General features: G+C 35.4%; 16 protein-coding genes and 1 tRNA gene. 13 read left to right on the top strand and 4 right to left on the bottom strand.

Going from position 1 to position 19,459, the window contains the following annotated elements:
* Positions 1 to 69: 69 nt before the first annotated feature.
* Positions 70 to 951 (bottom strand): cation diffusion facilitator family transporter, encoded by an 882-nt coding sequence (locus ABS768_RS13535; RefSeq protein WP_408075488.1) that lies wholly within the window; start codon positions 949 to 951, stop codon positions 70 to 72.
* A gap of 272 nt (positions 952 to 1,223) precedes the next feature.
* On the opposite strand from ABS768_RS13535, the gene ABS768_RS13530 reads away from it, so the two are divergent.
* Positions 1,224 to 1,307 (top strand) — tRNA-Tyr (locus tag ABS768_RS13530).
* 182 nt (positions 1,308 to 1,489) lie between these two features.
* Here the strand turns inward: ABS768_RS13530 and ABS768_RS13525 are convergent.
* Positions 1,490 to 3,862 carry an outer membrane beta-barrel protein gene (locus ABS768_RS13525; RefSeq protein WP_408075487.1) on the bottom strand — a complete coding sequence of 791 codons (2,373 nt, stop codon included), beginning with the start codon at positions 3,860 to 3,862 and terminating at the stop codon, positions 1,490 to 1,492.
* A gap of 203 nt (positions 3,863 to 4,065) precedes the next feature.
* Between ABS768_RS13525 and ABS768_RS13520 the strand changes: the two genes are divergently transcribed.
* The 3 genes from ABS768_RS13520 to ABS768_RS13510 all read left to right on the top strand — a co-directional run bounded on the left by ABS768_RS13520 (position 4,066) and on the right by ABS768_RS13510 (position 6,631).
* Entirely contained in the window at positions 4,066 to 5,094 is a 1,029-nt protein-coding gene (locus tag ABS768_RS13520; protein WP_408075486.1) for a sensor histidine kinase, read from the top strand.
* The gene (locus ABS768_RS13515; protein ID WP_408075485.1) at positions 5,094 to 5,816 is read left to right on the top strand and encodes a LytR/AlgR family response regulator transcription factor; all 723 of its coding nucleotides are present in this window, start codon (positions 5,094 to 5,096) and stop codon (positions 5,814 to 5,816) included. The genes ABS768_RS13520 and ABS768_RS13515 overlap by 1 nt, the downstream gene beginning before the upstream one ends.
* 149 nt (positions 5,817 to 5,965) lie before the next feature.
* On the top strand, positions 5,966 to 6,631 hold the full coding sequence (locus tag ABS768_RS13510) for a hypothetical protein (protein WP_408075484.1): 666 nt from the start codon (positions 5,966 to 5,968) through the stop codon (positions 6,629 to 6,631).
* Positions 6,632 to 6,731: 100 nt separating this feature from the next.
* Here ABS768_RS13510 and ABS768_RS13505 read toward each other — a convergent pair whose 3' ends face one another.
* Together ABS768_RS13505 and ABS768_RS13500 are read right to left on the bottom strand one after the other, a co-directional pair.
* A complete protein-coding gene (locus tag ABS768_RS13505; protein WP_408075483.1) occupies positions 6,732 to 8,375 on the bottom strand; it encodes an FKBP-type peptidyl-prolyl cis-trans isomerase in 1,644 nt (547 codons plus the stop codon).
* A 13-nt stretch (positions 8,376 to 8,388) separates the two neighbouring features.
* Entirely contained in the window at positions 8,389 to 10,221 is a 1,833-nt protein-coding gene (locus tag ABS768_RS13500; protein ID WP_408075482.1) for a hypothetical protein, read from the bottom strand.
* 269 nt (positions 10,222 to 10,490) lie between these two features.
* On the opposite strand from ABS768_RS13500, the gene ABS768_RS13495 reads away from it, so the two are divergent.
* The 9 genes from ABS768_RS13495 to ABS768_RS13455 all read left to right on the top strand — a co-directional run bounded on the left by ABS768_RS13495 (position 10,491) and on the right by ABS768_RS13455 (position 19,314).
* On the top strand, positions 10,491 to 12,305 hold the full coding sequence (locus ABS768_RS13495) for an ATP-binding protein (protein ID WP_408075481.1): 1,815 nt from the start codon (positions 10,491 to 10,493) through the stop codon (positions 12,303 to 12,305).
* Between the two features lie 11 nt (positions 12,306 to 12,316).
* Complete coding sequence (locus ABS768_RS13490) at positions 12,317 to 12,943, top strand: response regulator (protein ID WP_408075480.1); 627 nt, start codon at positions 12,317 to 12,319, stop codon at positions 12,941 to 12,943.
* Positions 12,944 to 13,392: 449 nt separating this feature from the next.
* Positions 13,393 to 15,075 (top strand): DUF4397 domain-containing protein, encoded by a 1,683-nt coding sequence (locus ABS768_RS13485; protein ID WP_408075479.1) that lies wholly within the window; start codon positions 13,393 to 13,395, stop codon positions 15,073 to 15,075.
* Positions 15,076 to 15,154: 79 nt separating this feature from the next.
* Positions 15,155 to 16,234 (top strand): FAD-binding domain-containing protein, encoded by a 1,080-nt coding sequence (locus tag ABS768_RS13480; RefSeq protein WP_408075478.1) that lies wholly within the window; start codon positions 15,155 to 15,157, stop codon positions 16,232 to 16,234.
* On the top strand, positions 16,215 to 16,919 hold the full coding sequence (locus ABS768_RS13475; RefSeq protein ID WP_408075477.1) for an SDR family NAD(P)-dependent oxidoreductase: 705 nt from the start codon (positions 16,215 to 16,217) through the stop codon (positions 16,917 to 16,919). The genes ABS768_RS13480 and ABS768_RS13475 overlap by 20 nt, the downstream gene beginning before the upstream one ends.
* A gap of 24 nt (positions 16,920 to 16,943) precedes the next feature.
* On the top strand, positions 16,944 to 17,219 hold the full coding sequence (locus ABS768_RS13470; RefSeq protein WP_408075538.1) for a TIGR03643 family protein: 276 nt from the start codon (positions 16,944 to 16,946) through the stop codon (positions 17,217 to 17,219).
* Complete coding sequence (locus ABS768_RS13465; protein WP_408075476.1) at positions 17,216 to 17,356, top strand: DUF2256 domain-containing protein; 141 nt, start codon at positions 17,216 to 17,218, stop codon at positions 17,354 to 17,356. Before ABS768_RS13470 ends, ABS768_RS13465 begins: the two co-directional genes overlap by 4 nt.
* Positions 17,357 to 17,510: 154 nt before the next feature.
* Entirely contained in the window at positions 17,511 to 18,740 is a 1,230-nt protein-coding gene (locus ABS768_RS13460; protein WP_408075475.1) for a DUF2254 domain-containing protein, read from the top strand.
* A 382-nt stretch (positions 18,741 to 19,122) separates the two neighbouring features.
* Complete coding sequence (locus ABS768_RS13455) at positions 19,123 to 19,314, top strand: cold-shock protein (protein WP_408075474.1); 192 nt, start codon at positions 19,123 to 19,125, stop codon at positions 19,312 to 19,314.
* The last annotated feature ends 145 nt before the right edge of the window (positions 19,315 to 19,459 follow it).

The following is a 19,459-nucleotide window of genomic DNA, read 5'->3' as shown; positions in this document are numbered from 1 at the left end:
AAAATAAAAAAACAACGCTATATTTCTATAACGTTGTTTTATATTCCTTTAGTTTTCTACCTTTCTAATTCAGCTGTAATCATCGGGCTCTATGTGTATCAGCACACGCCCTACCCCGGTGATTTGCTTACGCAGGTAATCTTCCAGTTCATGTGCCAGCCTATGCCCTTCCTTAACGGTAATATTGGCAGCAACAATAGCATGAAGTTCTATGTGATATACCATCCCTGCTTTCCTTACAAAACACTTTTCGGTACCCAGTATACCTTTTACCTTAACCGATGCTTCCCTAATATCCTCAACCACATCATCATACAAATGCTCGTCCATTATTTCACCCAGTGCAGGTCGAAAAATAAGATAACTGTTGTAAATAATAAAACCTGAGGCTAACAGCGCTGCCCAGTCGTCTGCCGACTCATACCCTTTTCCGCAAAAAAGCGCTATGGAGATACCTATAAATGCCGCTATCGATGTTATGGCATCACTACGATGGTGCCAGGCATCGGCTTTAAGAGCCGAACTGTTGGTTTCCTTACTCTTTCTAAGCACCATCCTAAATGATATTTCCTTCCAAATAATAATAGTTCCCAGTACAATTAGTGTCCAGCTTTTAGGCAAATCATGTGGTGTTTGTATATTCACTATACTCTCGTAAGCAATAACAGTAGCTGCCGTAATCAAAAAACCTACTACAATAAAAGTAATAAGTGCTTCTGCCCTTCCATGTCCGTACGGGTGGTTTTCATCTGCCGGGCGTGTGGAATATTTAATACCAAACAGCACCAGTATTGACGAGAATATATCGGTGGTCGATTCAATCGCATCGGCAATAAGCGCATACGAATTACCAAAAAAGCCCGCCGCACCTTTAAATAATGCCAGCAGGGTATTGCCTATAATACTAAAGTAAGTGGCCTTAATAGCTTTATCTATATTCGTTTCTAACATTGGTTATGGGGGAGTAAAGTTTTTGAAGATCTAAAGCAGGATTCCTGTCTTATTTTCACGGTACAAAAATACTATACACAGGTTAAAATATAAAGCTATCAGCACTTTTTAATTTAAAGATAACGTTCAATAAATAAAAAGTCCTTTTTATTTATTTAGATTTCAGCCATTTAAAAAATAGTTTTCAAAATACCCTAAAATATGTTTGTTTAGTAAGAAAACAGTACTATATTTGCACCGCATTAAACAATAATGCATGTCTAAAACGGCATGGGGAGATACTCAAGCGGCCAACGAGGACGGACTGTAAATCCGTTGGGAAACCTTCGCAGGTTCGAATCCTGCTCTCCCCACCAAAAATTAAAAGCCCCGCAACTTGCGGGGCTTTTTTATTTTCTGCCTTCATAAAATTTAAGACTGTTTGTTACAAAACAAATATCTTAGAAACATAAAAAAGCGATACTACGATCCACTGTTAATACCACAAAATAAATAATACCATCACTTTCAAGAGCATTTTTTTTCATATATATACTTATTATATTCTGTTAGTTTCCTCATCCAGCGATGTAGATTTAATCTCTTTACTCTTGCCTGAACCAAAATAATAGGTAACCTGTACAAAAAAGCGACGGGTTTCCCAACGGTTAGTCCAGTCTGTAGACACATTGTTAACCTGGGTGGTATGATTGTAAAGACTTTTCTTTAATATATTAGAACATCCGGCAGCAAGTACAAGTTTCTTGTTCAGCAGACTCTTTTTACCCGAAAGGCTGATGTCATAGGTAGCTTTAGAAAAACCATTTGGTGTACTGGAGCGTCCGTAGTAAAAACCAGTTATAGTCAGTTTCCAGTTATTTTTTAACTCAGCAGCTTGGTATAGGTTAATATTATAACCAAAGCCTGTGCCATTGTAGGCAAAGTTTTTAATGTGTGATTTTTCACTGTTAAGGTATGTATCTAAGCTCAATTGTACAGTCCACCATTTAGCAGGCTGGTAAGGCACAGAAGCCGAAAAACCAAACCTGCTGCCGTTTGCTGCATTAGCCTCATAAGTAATATTATAGTTTTGGTCACGCTGATAATCAATAACCTGTGTAAAACCGTTTTTAAATAAATATCCATAGAGGCTAAGGTTAAGCATGCTTTTATAGATATAATTAACCTGAAAACTGTTATAATACTGTGGGCTTAGTGCAGGATTTCCTGTTTGCAGCGTATAGGCATCTATATACTGATAATAAGGGTTAAGTGATAAATAATCAGGCCTGCCTATCCTTCTGCTGTAGCTAAACTGGTACTGGTGGTTTTCATTCCTGTAACCAAATGAAAACGACGGGAACAGGTTGGTATATTCACCTTTATTTACCTGTGCATTTAGCGGTGATACTGCCGTAAACCTATAATACTCGGCTCTAAGTCCTGCCTGCAAATTCCATGAACCAAACTCGGCTGAGGCCTGAGCATATATCGAGGTAAGTTTTTCATCATACTTAAAATCATTTACCAGCAGGCTGTCGGGTATAAACAAAAGGGCTGTATTGTTAGCTTCATAGCCGTTGTAATAGTTCATTTTTACGTGGGCATACTTGGCACCGGTCTCAAGATTTATGTTGCGAAACAGCTTGTGGTTAAAATCGGCCTGAACATTAGCAATGGTATATGATGTTTTATTTTTGCCTTCCAGATTCAGATATGTCCCGTCGGCATAATCATTACGCTGAAAACCGTTTCGCTCTGTGCTGTATTGTGCAAAATTTGCCTGTAGATCAAGCTTGGTGGTAAGACTGTCTGATGTAAAGTTGTAAAAAAGATTACCGGTTACACGGTTCTCGGGCGTATTAAAGTGCTGACTGAGGTTTACTCTGTTTTGTGGTATACTGTTAAGGTATTCGTTGGTATAGCCGTTAGTGATTTCGGTACAGCTAACTTTATAATATTGCCACTCGGTACTAATCACCTGATTCCGAACAATCTTACGCTCAACCGCAGCGTTAAAACTACCTGATTTTGTAACCGGTAACCAAGTGTTATACTGGTCAATAATTCTTTCGCCTTCTTCAGTAGCTATGGATTGCTTTATGTGCCTGTGGTTAACAGACTCACCACTATAATACGAGCCATTTGCCGTAACCGTCCACAGAGAATCGTTATAAAACAGCCTTCCTCCCTGCTGGCTTTTAAAATATTCGCCATAATATGCTGCCGTATTCACGCTACCGGAAAGCCCTGCCTTACGGCTCTTCTTCAGTATAATATTTATTATGCCCGCCGTTCCAGCTGCCTCATATCGAGCTGAAGGTTGTGCTATAATTTCAATAGACTTAATATCACTACCTTTTAAAGACCTGATGTATTCACGTAGGGCATCGCCGGTTAGCAGGCTTTTTTTTCCGTTAATCATTATTTGCAGGTCAGCACTGCCCCTATACACTAGGTTTTCATCTTTATCAAGACGCATTCCCGGTACAAGGCTTATGGTTTCAAGCCCGTTATTACCGTTACCAATACCCGCGGCCACAACATTCAGTATCGTTTTATCGCCTTTCATGGTTATTGCCTTTTGGCGTGCATTTATTACTACCTCGTCAAGCTGTTCCTGCTGCGGAGTAAGGATAACATTTATTTCCCGGGGCAAATTAGTCATACTGATTTCCTGAGTATAAGTAGTAAAGCCAAGGGAATTTACGGTAAAGGTGCCACTTGTAAATTTGGTTGGGATGCTAAGCGTATAGCTTCCTGTGTCATCGGTTTCTGTGTAAGCAATTATAGTATCTGCGTTGGTAATATATACCGAAGAAAAAGAAACAAGGGTATCATTCTGTTCTTTTACCACGCCTTTAATAGTAACCTGAGCCAGTGCCGGTAATGAGGTAAAAAGGATAAATGTAACAAGTAGTAATTTTTTCATTGTTGTATTAATTTTATACAGCAATATTAAGTTGCCTGTTTCAGGATAAATCACCTTTGGTACCAACCCGCCTGTTTGTAAAACAAAACGTTTATAACATGTTATTTTCGGGTTCGTTGTCTTAAAAACGGTATTTGTACTGTATTTTTACCTGTTTAAACAATATGTCAGCATACATATAGCATAAGCACTACTTTAGCACTATGAGCAAGAAAAAAGAAATACTTTACCATATTATATTCTGGTTCCTTTTCGTAGGGCTTGAACAGCTTTTAAAGAGCATAACGGTTTATAAAGATTTAGATACAACATGGAGTATTTTACAGAATTTAGGCTTCCTCTTATTGGAGCTCCTTATCTTTTACAGTAATTACCTGCTTATCTGCCCAAAGACAATTCCAAATAAAAGATGGCGCTTATTGATAGTAGCACAATTCGGACTTATAATATTATTCCCTGCCATACGTTTTGTGTATGAAGAGGTGATACTTTTTAAAATAACGGGCTATCATAATTATGATATGCGCGATCTCGATCCTCTGTATTACATATATGATAACTCCTATTATTCTATAAGGATACTGCTCTTTAGTCTTGTGGGATATTTTATGAAATACATGTGGAATACCAACACGCAGGTTACCCAGCTAATTGTAGAAAAAAAGCAGGCCGAATTACAGTCGCTTAAAAACCAATTAAGTCCGCATTTTTTGTTTAATTCGCTAAACGGTTTTTATTCTGATTTGTATGATACAAATCCCACCGTAGCTGCCGATATCCTGAAACTTTCTGAAATGCTTCGCTATGTTACTTACGAAAGTGAGAATGATATGGTGCTGTTAAAAGATGAAATACTGTTCCTTCAAAACTATATAGACCTCTTTAAAAGACGGTTTGACGGCAAAGTGGCTGTAACCTTTATACACCCTCATGATTTTGGTACTTACAAAATACCCTCACTGTTACTGATACATTTCGTTGAAAATGCCTTTAAACACGGTGTTACCGATGATGATGATAATCCTGTTGTTGTAGAGGCAAAAACACAATCGGGAAGGCTTATCTTTACCGTAAACAATAAGTACCGTGTCACACAAAGTTATGATGAGCACGGTATAGGTAATAAAAACATCAGCCAGAGATTAAATATCCTGTATCCTGAAAATCATAGCCTTAATATTGAGCAGGATACACAGTATTATAATGTAACACTTATCATACCATTAAGCTAATGAGTAATACTATAACCTGTATAATAGTAGATGACGAACCGCCTGCAATACGCCTGCTGCAAAAATATACTGAGCAGTTGCAGGACATAGAGTGTGTGGGTTCCTGTACCCGTGCGGTTGAAGCTCTTGCCCTTATAGAACAGCATAAACCCGATGTGATATTTTTAGATATACAAATGCCCGACCTTACCGGTATTCAGCTTTCGGCAATTATTAAAGATAAAGTGAAAATTGTATTTACCACCGCCTATCCGCAGTTTGCCGTAGAAGGTTTTGAAATGAATGCGGCAGATTACCTGCTAAAACCCATCCCCTTTAACCGTTTTATAGCTGCTGTAGAAAAGATACGTAAGCAAAATACAGATTCAGATAATGTAAAGATAACCGATGATACCAAAGATGATTATTTCTTTGTAAAAACTGATGGTAAGAACCGTTATCAACGTATAGAAATTAAAGACATTAACTATATAGAAAGTATAAAAAACTACGTAGTACTACATACCTCAAGCGAACAGGTGGTAACCTATAACACCCTTAAATATTTTGAAGAAAACCTGCCCAATAAATTGTTTATAAAAATACATAAGTCTTTTATTGCAGCTATAGGTAAAATTGAGAAAACCGACAATAATGAAGTATGGATTAACAGTAAGTGCCTACCCTTGGGTGACACCTACAAGAATGATTTTTTTAACAGGATAGAACAATCCAAAATTTGATGCGGTTAGAACAAAGGAAATCTATGTTCTTAGTTAAGCGTAAATGCTTTTTTATACATTTGTGATGAACTGAAAAATCAACAGACCATATAGCTTAAAAAAACAAAGCAAATGCTCTTTACAATTATAAAAATCCATTTATAGAACAATTGAATCATAGATTTTACAACAAAAATAACAACGAGAAAAACAGAATTTTACTGTTAATCGCTGTCCTTTCTCTTACAATTATAGGTTTTTCAATTATTATATCAATATACTCAGGAATATACCTGATTGGGTTTTTAATGTTTGCAATAACCCTATCTATAGTAGCTCCTTTCTTCGACCTGCCTAGCTTAAAGAAAAGCGGAAGAATTATTTATTATTCATCTTTATTTCTAACTGAAAAACCTAAAAATAATGTAGTTAAAATTCACGGCGGAACTTTATTTGATTACTACTTCGTAATTGACAGAAAAATGAACGGTAAACAAAGGACAGATTTCATAATCCAGCAGTATTTAGAAGGTCTTTTGTCTTTCATAGAAAAGCACAAAAACGATAATCAAATTAAAATTCACGGAACAAGCTACATTATAAATGAGAGAACAGCAGAAAAAATTGGTTTTAAAATTATTGAGACCGACATTTTACAAAAAGTGATTATAACCTATAATTACTTCAATATTTTGATTTCAAATTCAATTGCTAAAAACAAACTATCATTCCCTAATTTGTATAAGACCAGAACATTTGAGGCTGAAATCAATCAGTTAGTTGAGAGAAAAGAATATATTGAAAGGTTAAATAAATCACTGAAAAGAGAATATTGAGAATAATATATCTTTTAAAAACTAACATCAAACTTTCAAAATCAATACTGTCTAAATCTCTCTAAGCTGTTCTATTCAAAAGATAAGAGGTGTTTACATTTCATTTTACAAGATATAATACCTCTATTTCAAAAACCAAGGTTTCATCCGGAGGTATTATTCCCTTTCCTTTTGTACCATAAGCCAAATCAGGAGGAATAACAAAAGTTCCTTTTTCACCTGGCTTTAGTAATTTGACACCTTCATAAAAACCCGGAATCAGACTTCCTTTAGTAATGGTAAACAAAGGTGGATCACCACTACTGTAAGAGTCATCAATAACTTTACCATCACTCAATTTACATGTATAATGTATAGCATATGTACTTTCGTCCTTAACGGTATTTCCAATGTTCACTTTTTTTGTGACTTTATATTTTAAGCCTGTTTTAGTATGTATATATCCATTACTATCAGGCATTGATTCGGCTCCGGAATTATCCCCAAAAATACTACCAGTATCAACATCCATTACCAAACGAAATTTTTTACTATCCTTGTCAGGATTATATCCTCCTTCTTTAGGTGTATATCTCCATAATTCCTCTATAAGGTAGGTGCGCCCGTGTGCCATACCGCGCCCTATTATGGATTGTGATGATGGCGGATAACCGTTATAAACCTTATCTGCTACCATTTCTGACTGGGACACCCCGCTATCGCCAGGGCTACTTAACTTATAAAAAATCATACCAAGTTCGTTTGGTTCGGCAAACTGCGTCCTGTTTTTATAGGTGTATACATAGCGGTATTTAAACCCCTTTCGCTTATTTCCTCCTATAACATATTTAGTTTCTACCAGCCGTTGTTTTTGCCCGCCACGCATAGCATACTCCCACTCATCGTCACTTGGTAAACGAAAACTTTTTCCTGTTACTGCATTAATTTTTTCTATAAATGCTTTCATTTTGGGATAAGTTACATACAAATCGTTAGGATAAGCCAGTTCCATATTTTTGGTTAGTATACCTAATACAGGGTGTTCATACATAGCATCTTTGTCCGACCTATTTCTGTACTCCGGCGATACCGTAACATAAGAAAAAACCGGAGTTTGATATAATGCCCAGTATAACTCATTAGTTATGGTTGCTTTTGAAATATAAAAACTATTAGCTACCGTAGTTTTTACAGGACGATAATTAGTAGTATCCTTATATCCGTTTTTACGGTATACCAGTCCATAAGATTTTGCATTTTTATAAAAACTCCCTTTCTCTACCAAAACAAAACTGTTTAGGAATTCCTTAATTATTTTATCCTTTTTTGATTTTTCTGCAGCTTTTATTTCTGCAACCCTTGCATCCCATGCCGCTTGTGTTTGCGGAAATTTGCTTAGTTCTTTTTTAATAAAATAAACCTCTTTGTACTTATCTTCTAACCCTTCTATGTCATAATTATTTAAATAAAAATCACATTCATTATTTAATTTTTCCAACATTAAAAAACCAGACAGAATATAATCTAATCGGGATATACCTAAAACAAAACAGCTTCTTGCTATAATTCTCAAATGAAGTACTTTTGGATTCTTAAATCCTTTATCTTCCAGCACCTGCAATTTTGTTACAGCATTTGCATAATCTCCTTTCAGATAACATTTTTCAGCTTCTTCATATTCCAGTTTTGCCAGAGTATTTTGTCCTTTAACACTTGTTGTACAAAAGGCACAGAGTAAACAGATAATGATGAATATTTTATTCATAGCTTAGTATTTATTAGTTTTTCACTGGGTTACCCCAATAATCTAATTTTTGTTTTTTTGCAGGTGTACTTTGCTTCTTTTCAGGTGACGGATTGCCCGTTTTTTTTACCGGATTACCCCAATAATCTACTTTTACATCGGTATTCCGGGAAGCCACATTAGTATTTTTACCCTCATAGTATTTCTCTGTTACTGTAACACCTTCTGCTTTAAATTTTGTAATAAAAGCATTTCTTTCAGCTGCTGCCGCCTGTTCTGACGTGTAGTAACCTCTATATATACAATAGGGGTTTACGAGCTTGTTTATTTCACTTTTTATAGCATCCTGTAAAGGCCATGAACCATCAGCATAACGACCAATGGCAAATACATTAGTGATTTGAAGTTTTGCATCTTCTATTCGGGTATGGCTTCCATGATCAGTATAGTAGGCAAAATAATATAGCTTATCACTGTTAACATTTAAAGAGGAATTGGGCAGGGTGGCTCCCGAATAATAACCATGTTCCTTTAGGAATGCATTGAGGCTTTTTATTTTATTACTAAAAATTTCCTCTTTACGTCTACGCTCCTCATATTCCTGTTGTAACCTACGTTCTTCTGCTTCTTCCCTACGCTTACGTGCGAGCCACTCCCGCTCCTCCCGAGCCTCCTTTTCTGCATATTCTTTCTTAATACGTTCATTTTGAGCATCAAAATAAGCATTTACTCCGCTTTTCTCCATATAATATCCGCCGGGATTAGTAGCCTGTTGCAGCTTCTCTTTTTGCTGACGCTGATAAACCTCTCTTTCATACAGCATTTGCTCATAGGTTTTAGTGGTTTCTTCCTTCCTGTACGAATTTGAAGTGGTGTTAGAATTTGAAGTATTTTTTGAAGCTGTATTTTTATTAGACTGATTAGATGATGAAGTAGATGCTGTGTTGTTATTAGATTTTATTGTTGTTTGTGTAAGTGATGCATTGGGCGAGGCTTGGGATACATTATTTTCTTTAGCCTGTTTCTCTGCAGTTTCCTTCTGTAGCCGTTCCTGTTCAGCTTTGTTAAGAATAGCTTTGTCGGCATCTTCCACTAAAGCCAATGTCTTTGGGTCTTTATTTAACAGATAAGCTTTTTGATATAACTCTTTTGCACCTTTGTAATCTGCTATTCCATACTGTACATGTCCCTGACGTAAATACGAGTCTGCCTGCGCTTTATTTTCGGCCTCTCTTTTTCCTGTTTCAAGCAACTTTCCAATTTTATTATCTAAATCCTTAAACCCCCTTAAATTCCTTGATACTGCCTTAATAGAAGTAACCTGAACTTTAAACTTACTTAAAAAGGCCGCAAGAGGGTCGGCCTCCTGAGTAATCTTTAATTTCCCTATGGCAGTTACTATTTCAGGCCCATAAGTAAAAAGTCCCCCGTTAATGGTGCTATTTCCCAACTGCGAAACATACTTCTTATTGTTAAAAGTATATTGTTTTCCTGTAATGGGATCTGTATACTGCCCTTCAATTATAAAGTTCATACTCCCACTCAATACAACCTGAAAATCAGAAGGATTATATAGCATTTCTCCTCCGCTTGAATTATATCCTCTAATCTTAACAGGCTTATCAATTGAAAACTCAAAAGTTACCTTGACTTCCTGTAAACCAGTAGATAATCTTTCAGGTAATATCCTTAATCGCCAGAAACCAAGATTTGTTTCAGGATTTATGTTTTTAAATCCGCTTTTAAATTCAAAGCCATTATCAGGTACAAGACTTACTAACCCCTGCCCTGATCCGCCATTAACTACACTTTGTGCATTAAGCTTCAGGCTAGATATAATAAATACTATTATGATAAATGTTCTCATGTTGCCCAAGCTTTAAATTATAGATTATTAATACACCTTGTAGTAAAATACTCCAGCATACCTAATTCATTGTTATTTAGTTAATCAATCTAAACCTATTCAAAAATAACCAGAACAGTATACACATAACAATACCAAGTTTTAGGTATTTTTATATTCAATATATTAAAGCATATTTGTTCACAGCTATAAAAAAACAAATGGGGAAGCGGTTTATTTTTTTACTATTAGGCGTTTTATGCAGCTTTTCAGGTTGCCTTAATCCCATTATGGCTCAGGATAAAGCTATTTATTCTGACACCCTGTTTGTTAATGGGCCTAACTCTGAACATCTTTCCAAATACCTTACCTTTTGGGTTGACAGTACAAAAACTCCCGATATAACTAATGCTGAAACAGCATTAAAAAAAAATAAGTTCATTCACTGGAATCGGGAAACAACCCTTAATCTTGGATTAAACCCACATCCGTTGTGGTTGCATCTTAATGTAAAAAGCACGGTGCCTGATTTAAAAAAATACTGGTGGGGCTTTTATACTCATGCTGATACTATAACTGTTTATCAAAAATCTGCTATTGGCTGGATAAGTACAGATACCCTTACTTATGGATTACAACTCTCCAAACGAAAAATAAAAACCCGATTTTCCACCGCCGAAATAATACTAAAAGGCTATGAGCACAAAGAACTATTAGTTAAAATTGAAAACTACAGACATACTCAAAATGCTATTACCGACTTCACTACTCCGGAGAATAATTTATTTTGGGAAACAAATTTTTATTGGTCAATCGGCTTTTTTATAGGGTGTTTTTTACTAATTAGTAGTATTAGTTTTTTTATCAGTATTGTACTTCGTGAAAAAAACTTTTTTAGATATGGAGTCTACCTAATCTTAATCATTGCAATGGCATTAATGGAGGAGTTAATGGTTCCTTCTATTTCTAATCCGTTTCTTTTTAATATCCTAAAAAGGCTACATTCTTTACCCATAGCTATAATAGCTTTGGCTATTCACTACCATATCATACTATATATTATCAAACCGGAAAGCACCAAAAGAAAACTGATTAAGTTTCTAACCCGGCTTAATAATGTATTCCTACTGTATGGTATAGTGTATTCTGTTTACTACTTTATCTACATGGAAAAACTGAATCATGGGCAATGGTTTTATCCCTTTATGTGGTATACAGGAATTGCAGTCGTGATTTTTGTTATTCTCATAACTGCAGTAATGATGATTGTAACTATGCAACAAAAGAGATTATTAATACCCGGACTCATTTTGGCTTTTGTTATTCTATATTTTAATCCGGCAGGTTATTTTCTAAACTATGCGGGAATACTAAGCTATTATGAAGTAACCTATCCTAACCAATTTTACTGGATAGTGTGCATAGAGTTTATAGGTATAGGCTGCGTTTTAGCCTGGCGTTACAAAAAAACCGTTCAAAATCATTATCAGCTTTTACAGGAAAAGGCCTTACAGGACGAACTATCTCTTACCAGGGAGATAGAGATACAGGAACAGGAAAGGGAACAAATTGCCCGTGACCTTCATGATGATTTAGGCACTACTATAAGCGCAATAAAACTCATTGTAACAAACAGTTACCTTAACGACAAAACCTTGGTTAAAATGATAACAAAGGCTAATAATGATTTGAGGTACTTTTTTAACAAGCTAACACTACCACAACAGGGATTATTTGACATTCTTAGGGATAAGGTGGATGAACTTAATAACATTGGTACTATACAATTTGTGTTTATAACTACAGGTGAAGAAGATATAGTACCCGATGCTTTAAAATTACCTATCATACGGATTTGTTTTGAATTATTATCCAACGTACTAAAACATTCCCAAGCTTCTGAAGCCACATTACAGTTGTTTGCCGATTCATCACAAGTACAAATTATGATGGAAGATAACGGTAAAGGATTTGATCCTAAGGCGAAAAGCAATGGGATGGGTATAAATAATATATATGCCCGTGCTAAACGATGGAATGCAGAAATACATATTTCAAGCGGAGCTAATGGAACTACAACTATTGTCACAATTCCTTTGAATTAAAAATCAATAATATGAAAGAGAACTATAAAATAATCATAGTAGATGACCATCAGCTCTTTGCCGATGGTATGGTACGTATTTTAGCAGACGAGGATGATTTTGAAGTAATTGGTATTTGTAATAATAGTACCGAGCTTTACCATATGCTCAATAACCATAAACCTGATTTGATAATGCTGGACATACAAATGGGAGGTACTAACGGGCTTGAGCTTTGTAGTGATTTAAAAAAAACAATGCCTCAAATAAAAATTATACTGATTTCAATGTTCGAATCTTTGAATGTGGTTAATGAGGGTAAAAACTCAGGTGCTAATGGATATATACCTAAAACTACTGATGCCGCACTGGTTAAAAAATCAATACGGGAAGTGATGGAAGGAAAAGATATTTTTATTAAACCCGTAAACCCTGAGACAAAAGTTGATTTGGAGGGAGGATCATATGCTTTTTTACTCAGTAAACGTGAAAGGGAAATTATTCTATATGTTAAAAAAGGATTTACATCAAAAGCTACTGCAGAAGAACTTAATATCAGTCAGTTTACGGTTGACACTCACAGAAAGAACATCTTAAGAAAACTAAAACTAAATTCCCTTAAAGAACTTATCTCTTATGCTTATGAAAATAACTTATAAGCCAAGCCGAATACGACTTTTATAAATAACACTTTCCTCTGGCTAACGCTTTAATTCCTAAAATAATAAAAGTGAATTTTTGACAGGTAGTGTTTTGTTTAATGATGTTCAAATTTTAAGAGCATCATAAATCCATAATTCCTCTACAAACTTTGTTTAACCTGTTTTTTTAAATCTATCATAAAAATATCAATATTTTTCAAACAATGAATGACTACCGGTGAGTTGTGTGATACACAGCCTATTCCACTAATCAAGATAAACTACAATTGTTTTATATTTAAATACAAAAGCCAAACAAAATATAAAACATTAAAAACCAGAAACATAAAGCACAACCTAAACAACTGAACAATAGTTAATTTTAAATTACATATTGTTAAGAAATGAGTAAAATATTTTTTGTTTAATTAATTTTGAAAATGTTTAAACAAAAAAAATAGATAACCATGAAAAAAATTACAAAATTTCTGACAGCTATTTTTCTTTTAGCACTTAATTGTGCCACAGCACAGACAGCCCGTGTACAGGTAATACATAATTGTGCCGATCTTGCCGCACAAACCGTTGATGTATACCTTAATGGGACTATACTTCTTAATGACTTTGCATTCAGGACTGCAACACCTTTTATTGATGCACCTGCAGGTGAAGAGATAACTATTGTAGTGGCTCCCGGTAACAGCTCTTCTGCTGATGATGGTATTTATACACTAAGCACTACACTAACCGAAAACGAAAAGTATATTTTAGTAGCTAACGGTATTGTAAGTGCTATCGGTTACAGCCCAAATCAGGCTTTTGAGATTTCTGTTTACAGTGGTGCACGTGAAATGGCCATGTCTGCCGGTACTGATATACTGGTAAATCACGGAGCTACAGATGCACCGACTGTTGATGCAGTTGAAACCAGTATTCCTGCCGGTACTGTTGTTAACGACCTTTCCTATCCTTCATTTACAGAAAATTATCTGGAACTGGCAACCCAAGACTATATACTTGATATAACAGATGAGACAGGTATGACTGTTGTAGCATCTTATCAGGTACCTTTAGCAAGCCTTAGTCTTGATGGTGCAGCACTTACTGTATTAGCCAGTGGTTTCCTTGATCCTTCAATGAACAGCGACGGACCTGCATTTGGACTGTGGGTAGCTACTGCTGAAGGCGGTGATTTAATTGAGCTACCTCTTGCTAATCAAACAGCTCGTGTACAGGTACTTCACAATGCAGCCGATCTCGCTGCTCAAACTGTAGATGTTTATCTTAACGAAACCCTACTTATTAATGATTTTGCTTTCAGAACTGCATCTCCTTTTGTTGATGCCCCGGCAGGAGAAGAAATAACCTTAAGTGTTGCCCCTTCAAACAGTACTTCGGTTGAAGATAATATTTACTCGGTTAACGTAACACTTGATCCTGACGGAACATATATTGTAGTAGCTAACGGAATTGTAAGCGAATCAGGGTACAATCCTTCTCAACCTTTCGGCTTGTTTGTTTACCCTATGGCAAGAGAGATGGCAAGTATGAATGAAAATACCGATATATTGGTATTCCATGGAGCAACCGATGCTCCTACTGTTGATGTACAGGCTGTTGGTGCAGGTACTCTGGTAGATGATTTGGAATACAGCAACTTTAGAGATTATTTAGAGCTACCTACAGATGATTATATAATTAGTATAGCAACAGCAGACGGGGCAACAGTTGTAGCTTCCTATCAGGCACCATTAAGCACATTAGGACTGGAAGGACAATCCCTAACGGTATTGGCAAGTGGTTTCTTAGATCCTTCAGAAAATAGTGATGGTCCGGCTTTTGGCCTATGGGCAGCCACCAGTGCAGGAGGTGCTATGCTTGAGTTACCGCTCACTACACTTAGTACCGATGAATTCCAAAGCAATAACTTTACCGTTTACCCTAACCCGGCCATTAACAGTATAAATATAACCGGATTGAGAACTACTGAGGGAACAGCAGAGCACAAAATTTTTGATTCCTACGGACGTAAAGTAATAGCTACCACAAACAGTACTATAGATGTTTCGGGGCTTTCAGCAGGAATTTATAATATTATATCTACTGACGGACAACAAGTAAGTACACAAAAACTTGTAATAAAAAGATAAAGTTCCATATCATCCTCTTCCCCATTTTAGCGTATCGTGTAACTATATGAGTACACGGTACGCTTTTTAACTAACTTAAATGGAGTTTCCTACTGATTATAATAAAATTATAGAGCGGATAACCGCCATTAATCCTGTAGCATATGCACAAACCAGAAACTATACTACAGGCAGTGTTTCTATGCTCTCGCCATACCTTTCGAGAGGGGTGATAAGCAGTAATGAGGTGTACTCCATTATCAGAACTAAATACAAAGCTGATCAGTGTGAAACATTTGTAAAGGAACTTTTATGGAGAGAATATTTCCAGAGATTGCTACAAAACAATGTATCATACATCTCTCCTACAGGATTAAAATATAAAGAAGGGATACCTGATGCGCTATTACATGCAGCAACAGGTATAAGAGCTATAGATTATGCTATTTCATCACTTTACACCACAGGCTATATGCACAATCATGTAAGGATGTATACAGCATCTGTTTGTAATATGTCTGGGTATAGGTATAATATTCCTGCACAGTGGATGTATTATCATCTGCTGGATGGTGATGTAGCCAGTAATTATTTCAGTTGGCAGTGGGTATATGGTTTACTTAACGGGAAAAGATACATTGCTAACCAAGATAATATTAATAGATTTTGCAGTACAGTACAAAAAGATACCTTTTTGGATTACCCTTATGAAGTGCTGCAAAATATTGAAGGCATTGAGGAACTGAATCAATACAGTAATATCACTTTTACTACCCTATTACCTGAAACTAAAAACATAGAGATAGACAGCAAACCTGTTCTTATTTACAACTCCTATAATCTTGATCCTAAATGGCATGTTAACGAAAATTTTAACCGTGTCCTTTTACTGGAGCCTTCTCATTTTAAGACCTATCCCGTTAGTGAAAAGGTCATGAATTTTATTTTACAACTGGCAAGTAATATTTCTGGCATACAAATTTACATTGGGGAATACGACAATCTTAAAAATAAATTCCCTAACATATTTATTGCCAAAGAGCATCCCATTTTTAAATATAAGGGAGCTGAAATCGAACCTCGTGAATGGCTAGCCGAAGAGATTACAGGATATTTCGCTTCTTACTCCAAATACCTTAAAACAATTAAAAAAAATGACTATGAATACTTCCGATTCTAAAACTTACATTGTAGCCGGAGCCAGTAGTGGAATAGGACTGGAACTGGCGAAAACGTTGGTTAAAAATAATATTGTATACGGCATAAGCCGTACTCCCGGTGAACTTCAGCATCATGAAAACTACAGGCACATCCTTTTTGATTTTTTAACTGATGAAAACCTTCCCGATATTTCTGCAAATGCAAACGGACTGATATACTGTCCGGGGAGTATAACCCTTAAGCCATTAGAACGACTATCTGTTAGCGATATTGATAATGATTTTACTATCAATGCAAAAGGTGCATTCTCTTTTGTAAAAAAATATACAAACAATATTAAAAACAGTACCAATGCGTCTATACTTCTATTTAGCAGCGTAGCAGTACAAACAGGCCTGCCCTATCACATAAGTATTGCTATGGCAAAAGGTGCTGTAGAAGGACTCACTCGTGCTCTTGCTGCAGAACTCTCCCCTACTGTTCGGGTAAATGCAATTGCACCTTCGTTAACCAACACGCCATTGGCAGGTGCATTACTTAACAGCGAAGCTAAAATAGAAGCCAATAAACAAAGGCATCCGCTAAAAAATATTGGTTCGCCGCGGGAAATAGCCCTATTTGCAAATCATTTGCTTACCCAGTCTACCTGGATAACAGGACAGGTTTTTGGGATTAACGGAGGAATGGGGACCATTATAAAATAAAACCCTTAACATTGATTATTAATGATGAAAAACAAATTTTCGGAAGAAGATACCGACAGAATAATAGAGATGGCTTGGGAAGACCGAACTCCTTTTGAAGCTATTTATCATCAGTTCGGCCTAAGAGAAGATGAAGTGAAGAGTTTTATGAAAATCCATTTGAAGTTCTCCAGCTACAGGCTATGGCGAAAAAGAGTTGAAAACTGCAAAACCAAACATGCTGCAAAACGTATTGCAGGTATTACCCGTTTTAAATGCACAAGACAAAAGTTAACGGGTAATAAAATTTCTAAACGTTGAAAAAAGTAAAAAAAAAGAATTTACCCATTAAAACATGTGTTGTATGTAACCGTCCTTTTACATGGAGAAAAAAATGGGATAAAAACTGGGAGGAGGTTAAGTATTGCAGTAAAAAGTGCAGTAAAAACAAATCATGAAAAAAACTGCAAAACTGGGCATGATATACCGATTATGATACAAAATGAACCCTGAAGAAAAATCGGATATTCTGCAAAAAACAACTAATTACCTCCATGAAATTGAAAGTCTGTAAAATTTTCATATCTTAATATACCAACAATAAGATACACAATGAATATTAAAAACAATTTCAGGATACTGTATACAAGAGTCATTAACAGTATTGCATTTCTACCGGCTATAATTGCTATATGTTTTTTAATATTATCAATCATCATGTTAGAGATTGATTTATCATCTTTTGGTACAAAACTTAAATCAGGTACTGGCTGGCTACAGTTAAAAGATGCCAGTACAGCAAGGTCAATCGCCTCTACAATAGCAGCTGCACTGCTTTCTCTTACTGTTTTTAGCTTTACTATGGTAATGGTAGTACTTAATCAGGCTGCCTCACAAATGAGCAACAGGGTACTTACCAGTATGATTCAAAATCGCTTTCAACAAATTGTACTGGGTTATTATATTGGCACCATTGTGTATGCTCTCGCTATATTAACCACTATACGTGATACAAGTGACTCCATCACAATCCCCTCACTTAGTGTTTATCTGCTTATTGTACTAACAGTAATAGCTGTTTTCCTTTTTATTTATTTTTTGGATTATGTTACCAAGACAGTAAAATATGAAACAGTAATAGAAAGGATTGAACGGAAAACACTTACCGCAATATCTAATACATTTAAAAATGAAGTTGCAGAATATACCATGTCACAATCCAAAGGTATTCCCATAGCAGTTCCTTACTCCGGATATTTTCAGGGCCTTAATACAGATAGTTTGCTAAAAACAACTATAGAAAATGATTTGATAATCCATTTCTGTTATAAACGGAGTAGTTTTTTATTAGATAATACCATATTAATGAATGTTATCTCAAAAAAGCCCATGACTAAAGAAGTTGTAGACAAAATAATAGGGACTATAGATTTATACAACGGACAACCCATTGAACTAAATGCTGATTATGGCTGCATGCAACTAAGCGAAGTAGCTATTAAAGCATTGAGCCCGGGAATAAATGATCCTGCAACTGCTGTGCTAAGTCTTAATGCCCTTACAAATGTTTTAGCCAGCCGCTTGTATAGTAAACTGCCTGAAGTTTACACCGATAAAGAAAATATGCCACGAATATACTGCCCGTCATCAGGTTTTAGAGAAATATTTAAAACCTGTATCATTCCAATATGGAATTACGGTAAAAATGATCAATTTATACAGGAAGCAATGTTAAATGCTATAGCACTTTTAAAACAAAGAGATATAAAAAACAGCTATCATGATCTTTTTGATAAACTTCAGTTTAAAATCAATGAATTGAAAGAAAAAAATAAACTGTAAACAGCTAATACCAGTTATTACTTAAACAATGTAGTAATAGCTAATATAATTGCAGAATAAGTGTAATTACCTAATTTCCAATTACTATCTCTAATAAATCTGTTTGATTGAAACTAAAATTAAAACAAATGGTTTGTTTGTAATATTTAGATAGAAGTTTTACCTCTATTGTACCTTAAATCTTCTTCAGCTAAGGCTACCAAGATATAATTTGTGACAAAATCATGGTACATTTGCACGTTAAAAAACATCATGAAGCCACAAAACATGGGTGAAAGTATGAAACAGTAACCTAAAAAAAAATATTTTAATAAATAAATTATTATTTTTCAATAAGTTAAATTCAAAAGACTATCTTTACAAAAAATTTAAATTATTTAAAATGCAAGAAGGTACAGTAAAATTCTTCAATGAAGAAAAAGGTTTCGGATTTATTACTCCGGCTAATGGAGGAAAAGAAATCTTTGTTCACGTTTCAGGTCTTACGGAAACTATTCGTGAGAATGACGTAGTTCATTTTGATGTTGAAGAAGGGCAAAGAGGCCCAAGTGCAAAAAACGTAGTCGTAGCTTAATATTCTATAAGATTCGTTACAAAGCATCTGCAATTAGCAGATGCTTTTTTTTTGTCTTCCTGTTAGGCATGAAATAAGTCTTTCTATCTAATTAAATATTTTTATTTTTAATATCTTATAGAATATAGTTTAATTAGCCGTATTA

This window comes from Flavobacterium rhizophilum (genome assembly GCF_046000485.1).
Lineage (GTDB): Bacteria > Bacteroidota > Bacteroidia > Flavobacteriales > Flavobacteriaceae > Flavobacterium > Flavobacterium rhizophilum.
Note: the sequence above shows the minus strand (reverse complement) of the source record. Positions and strands in the feature narration are given on the sequence as shown.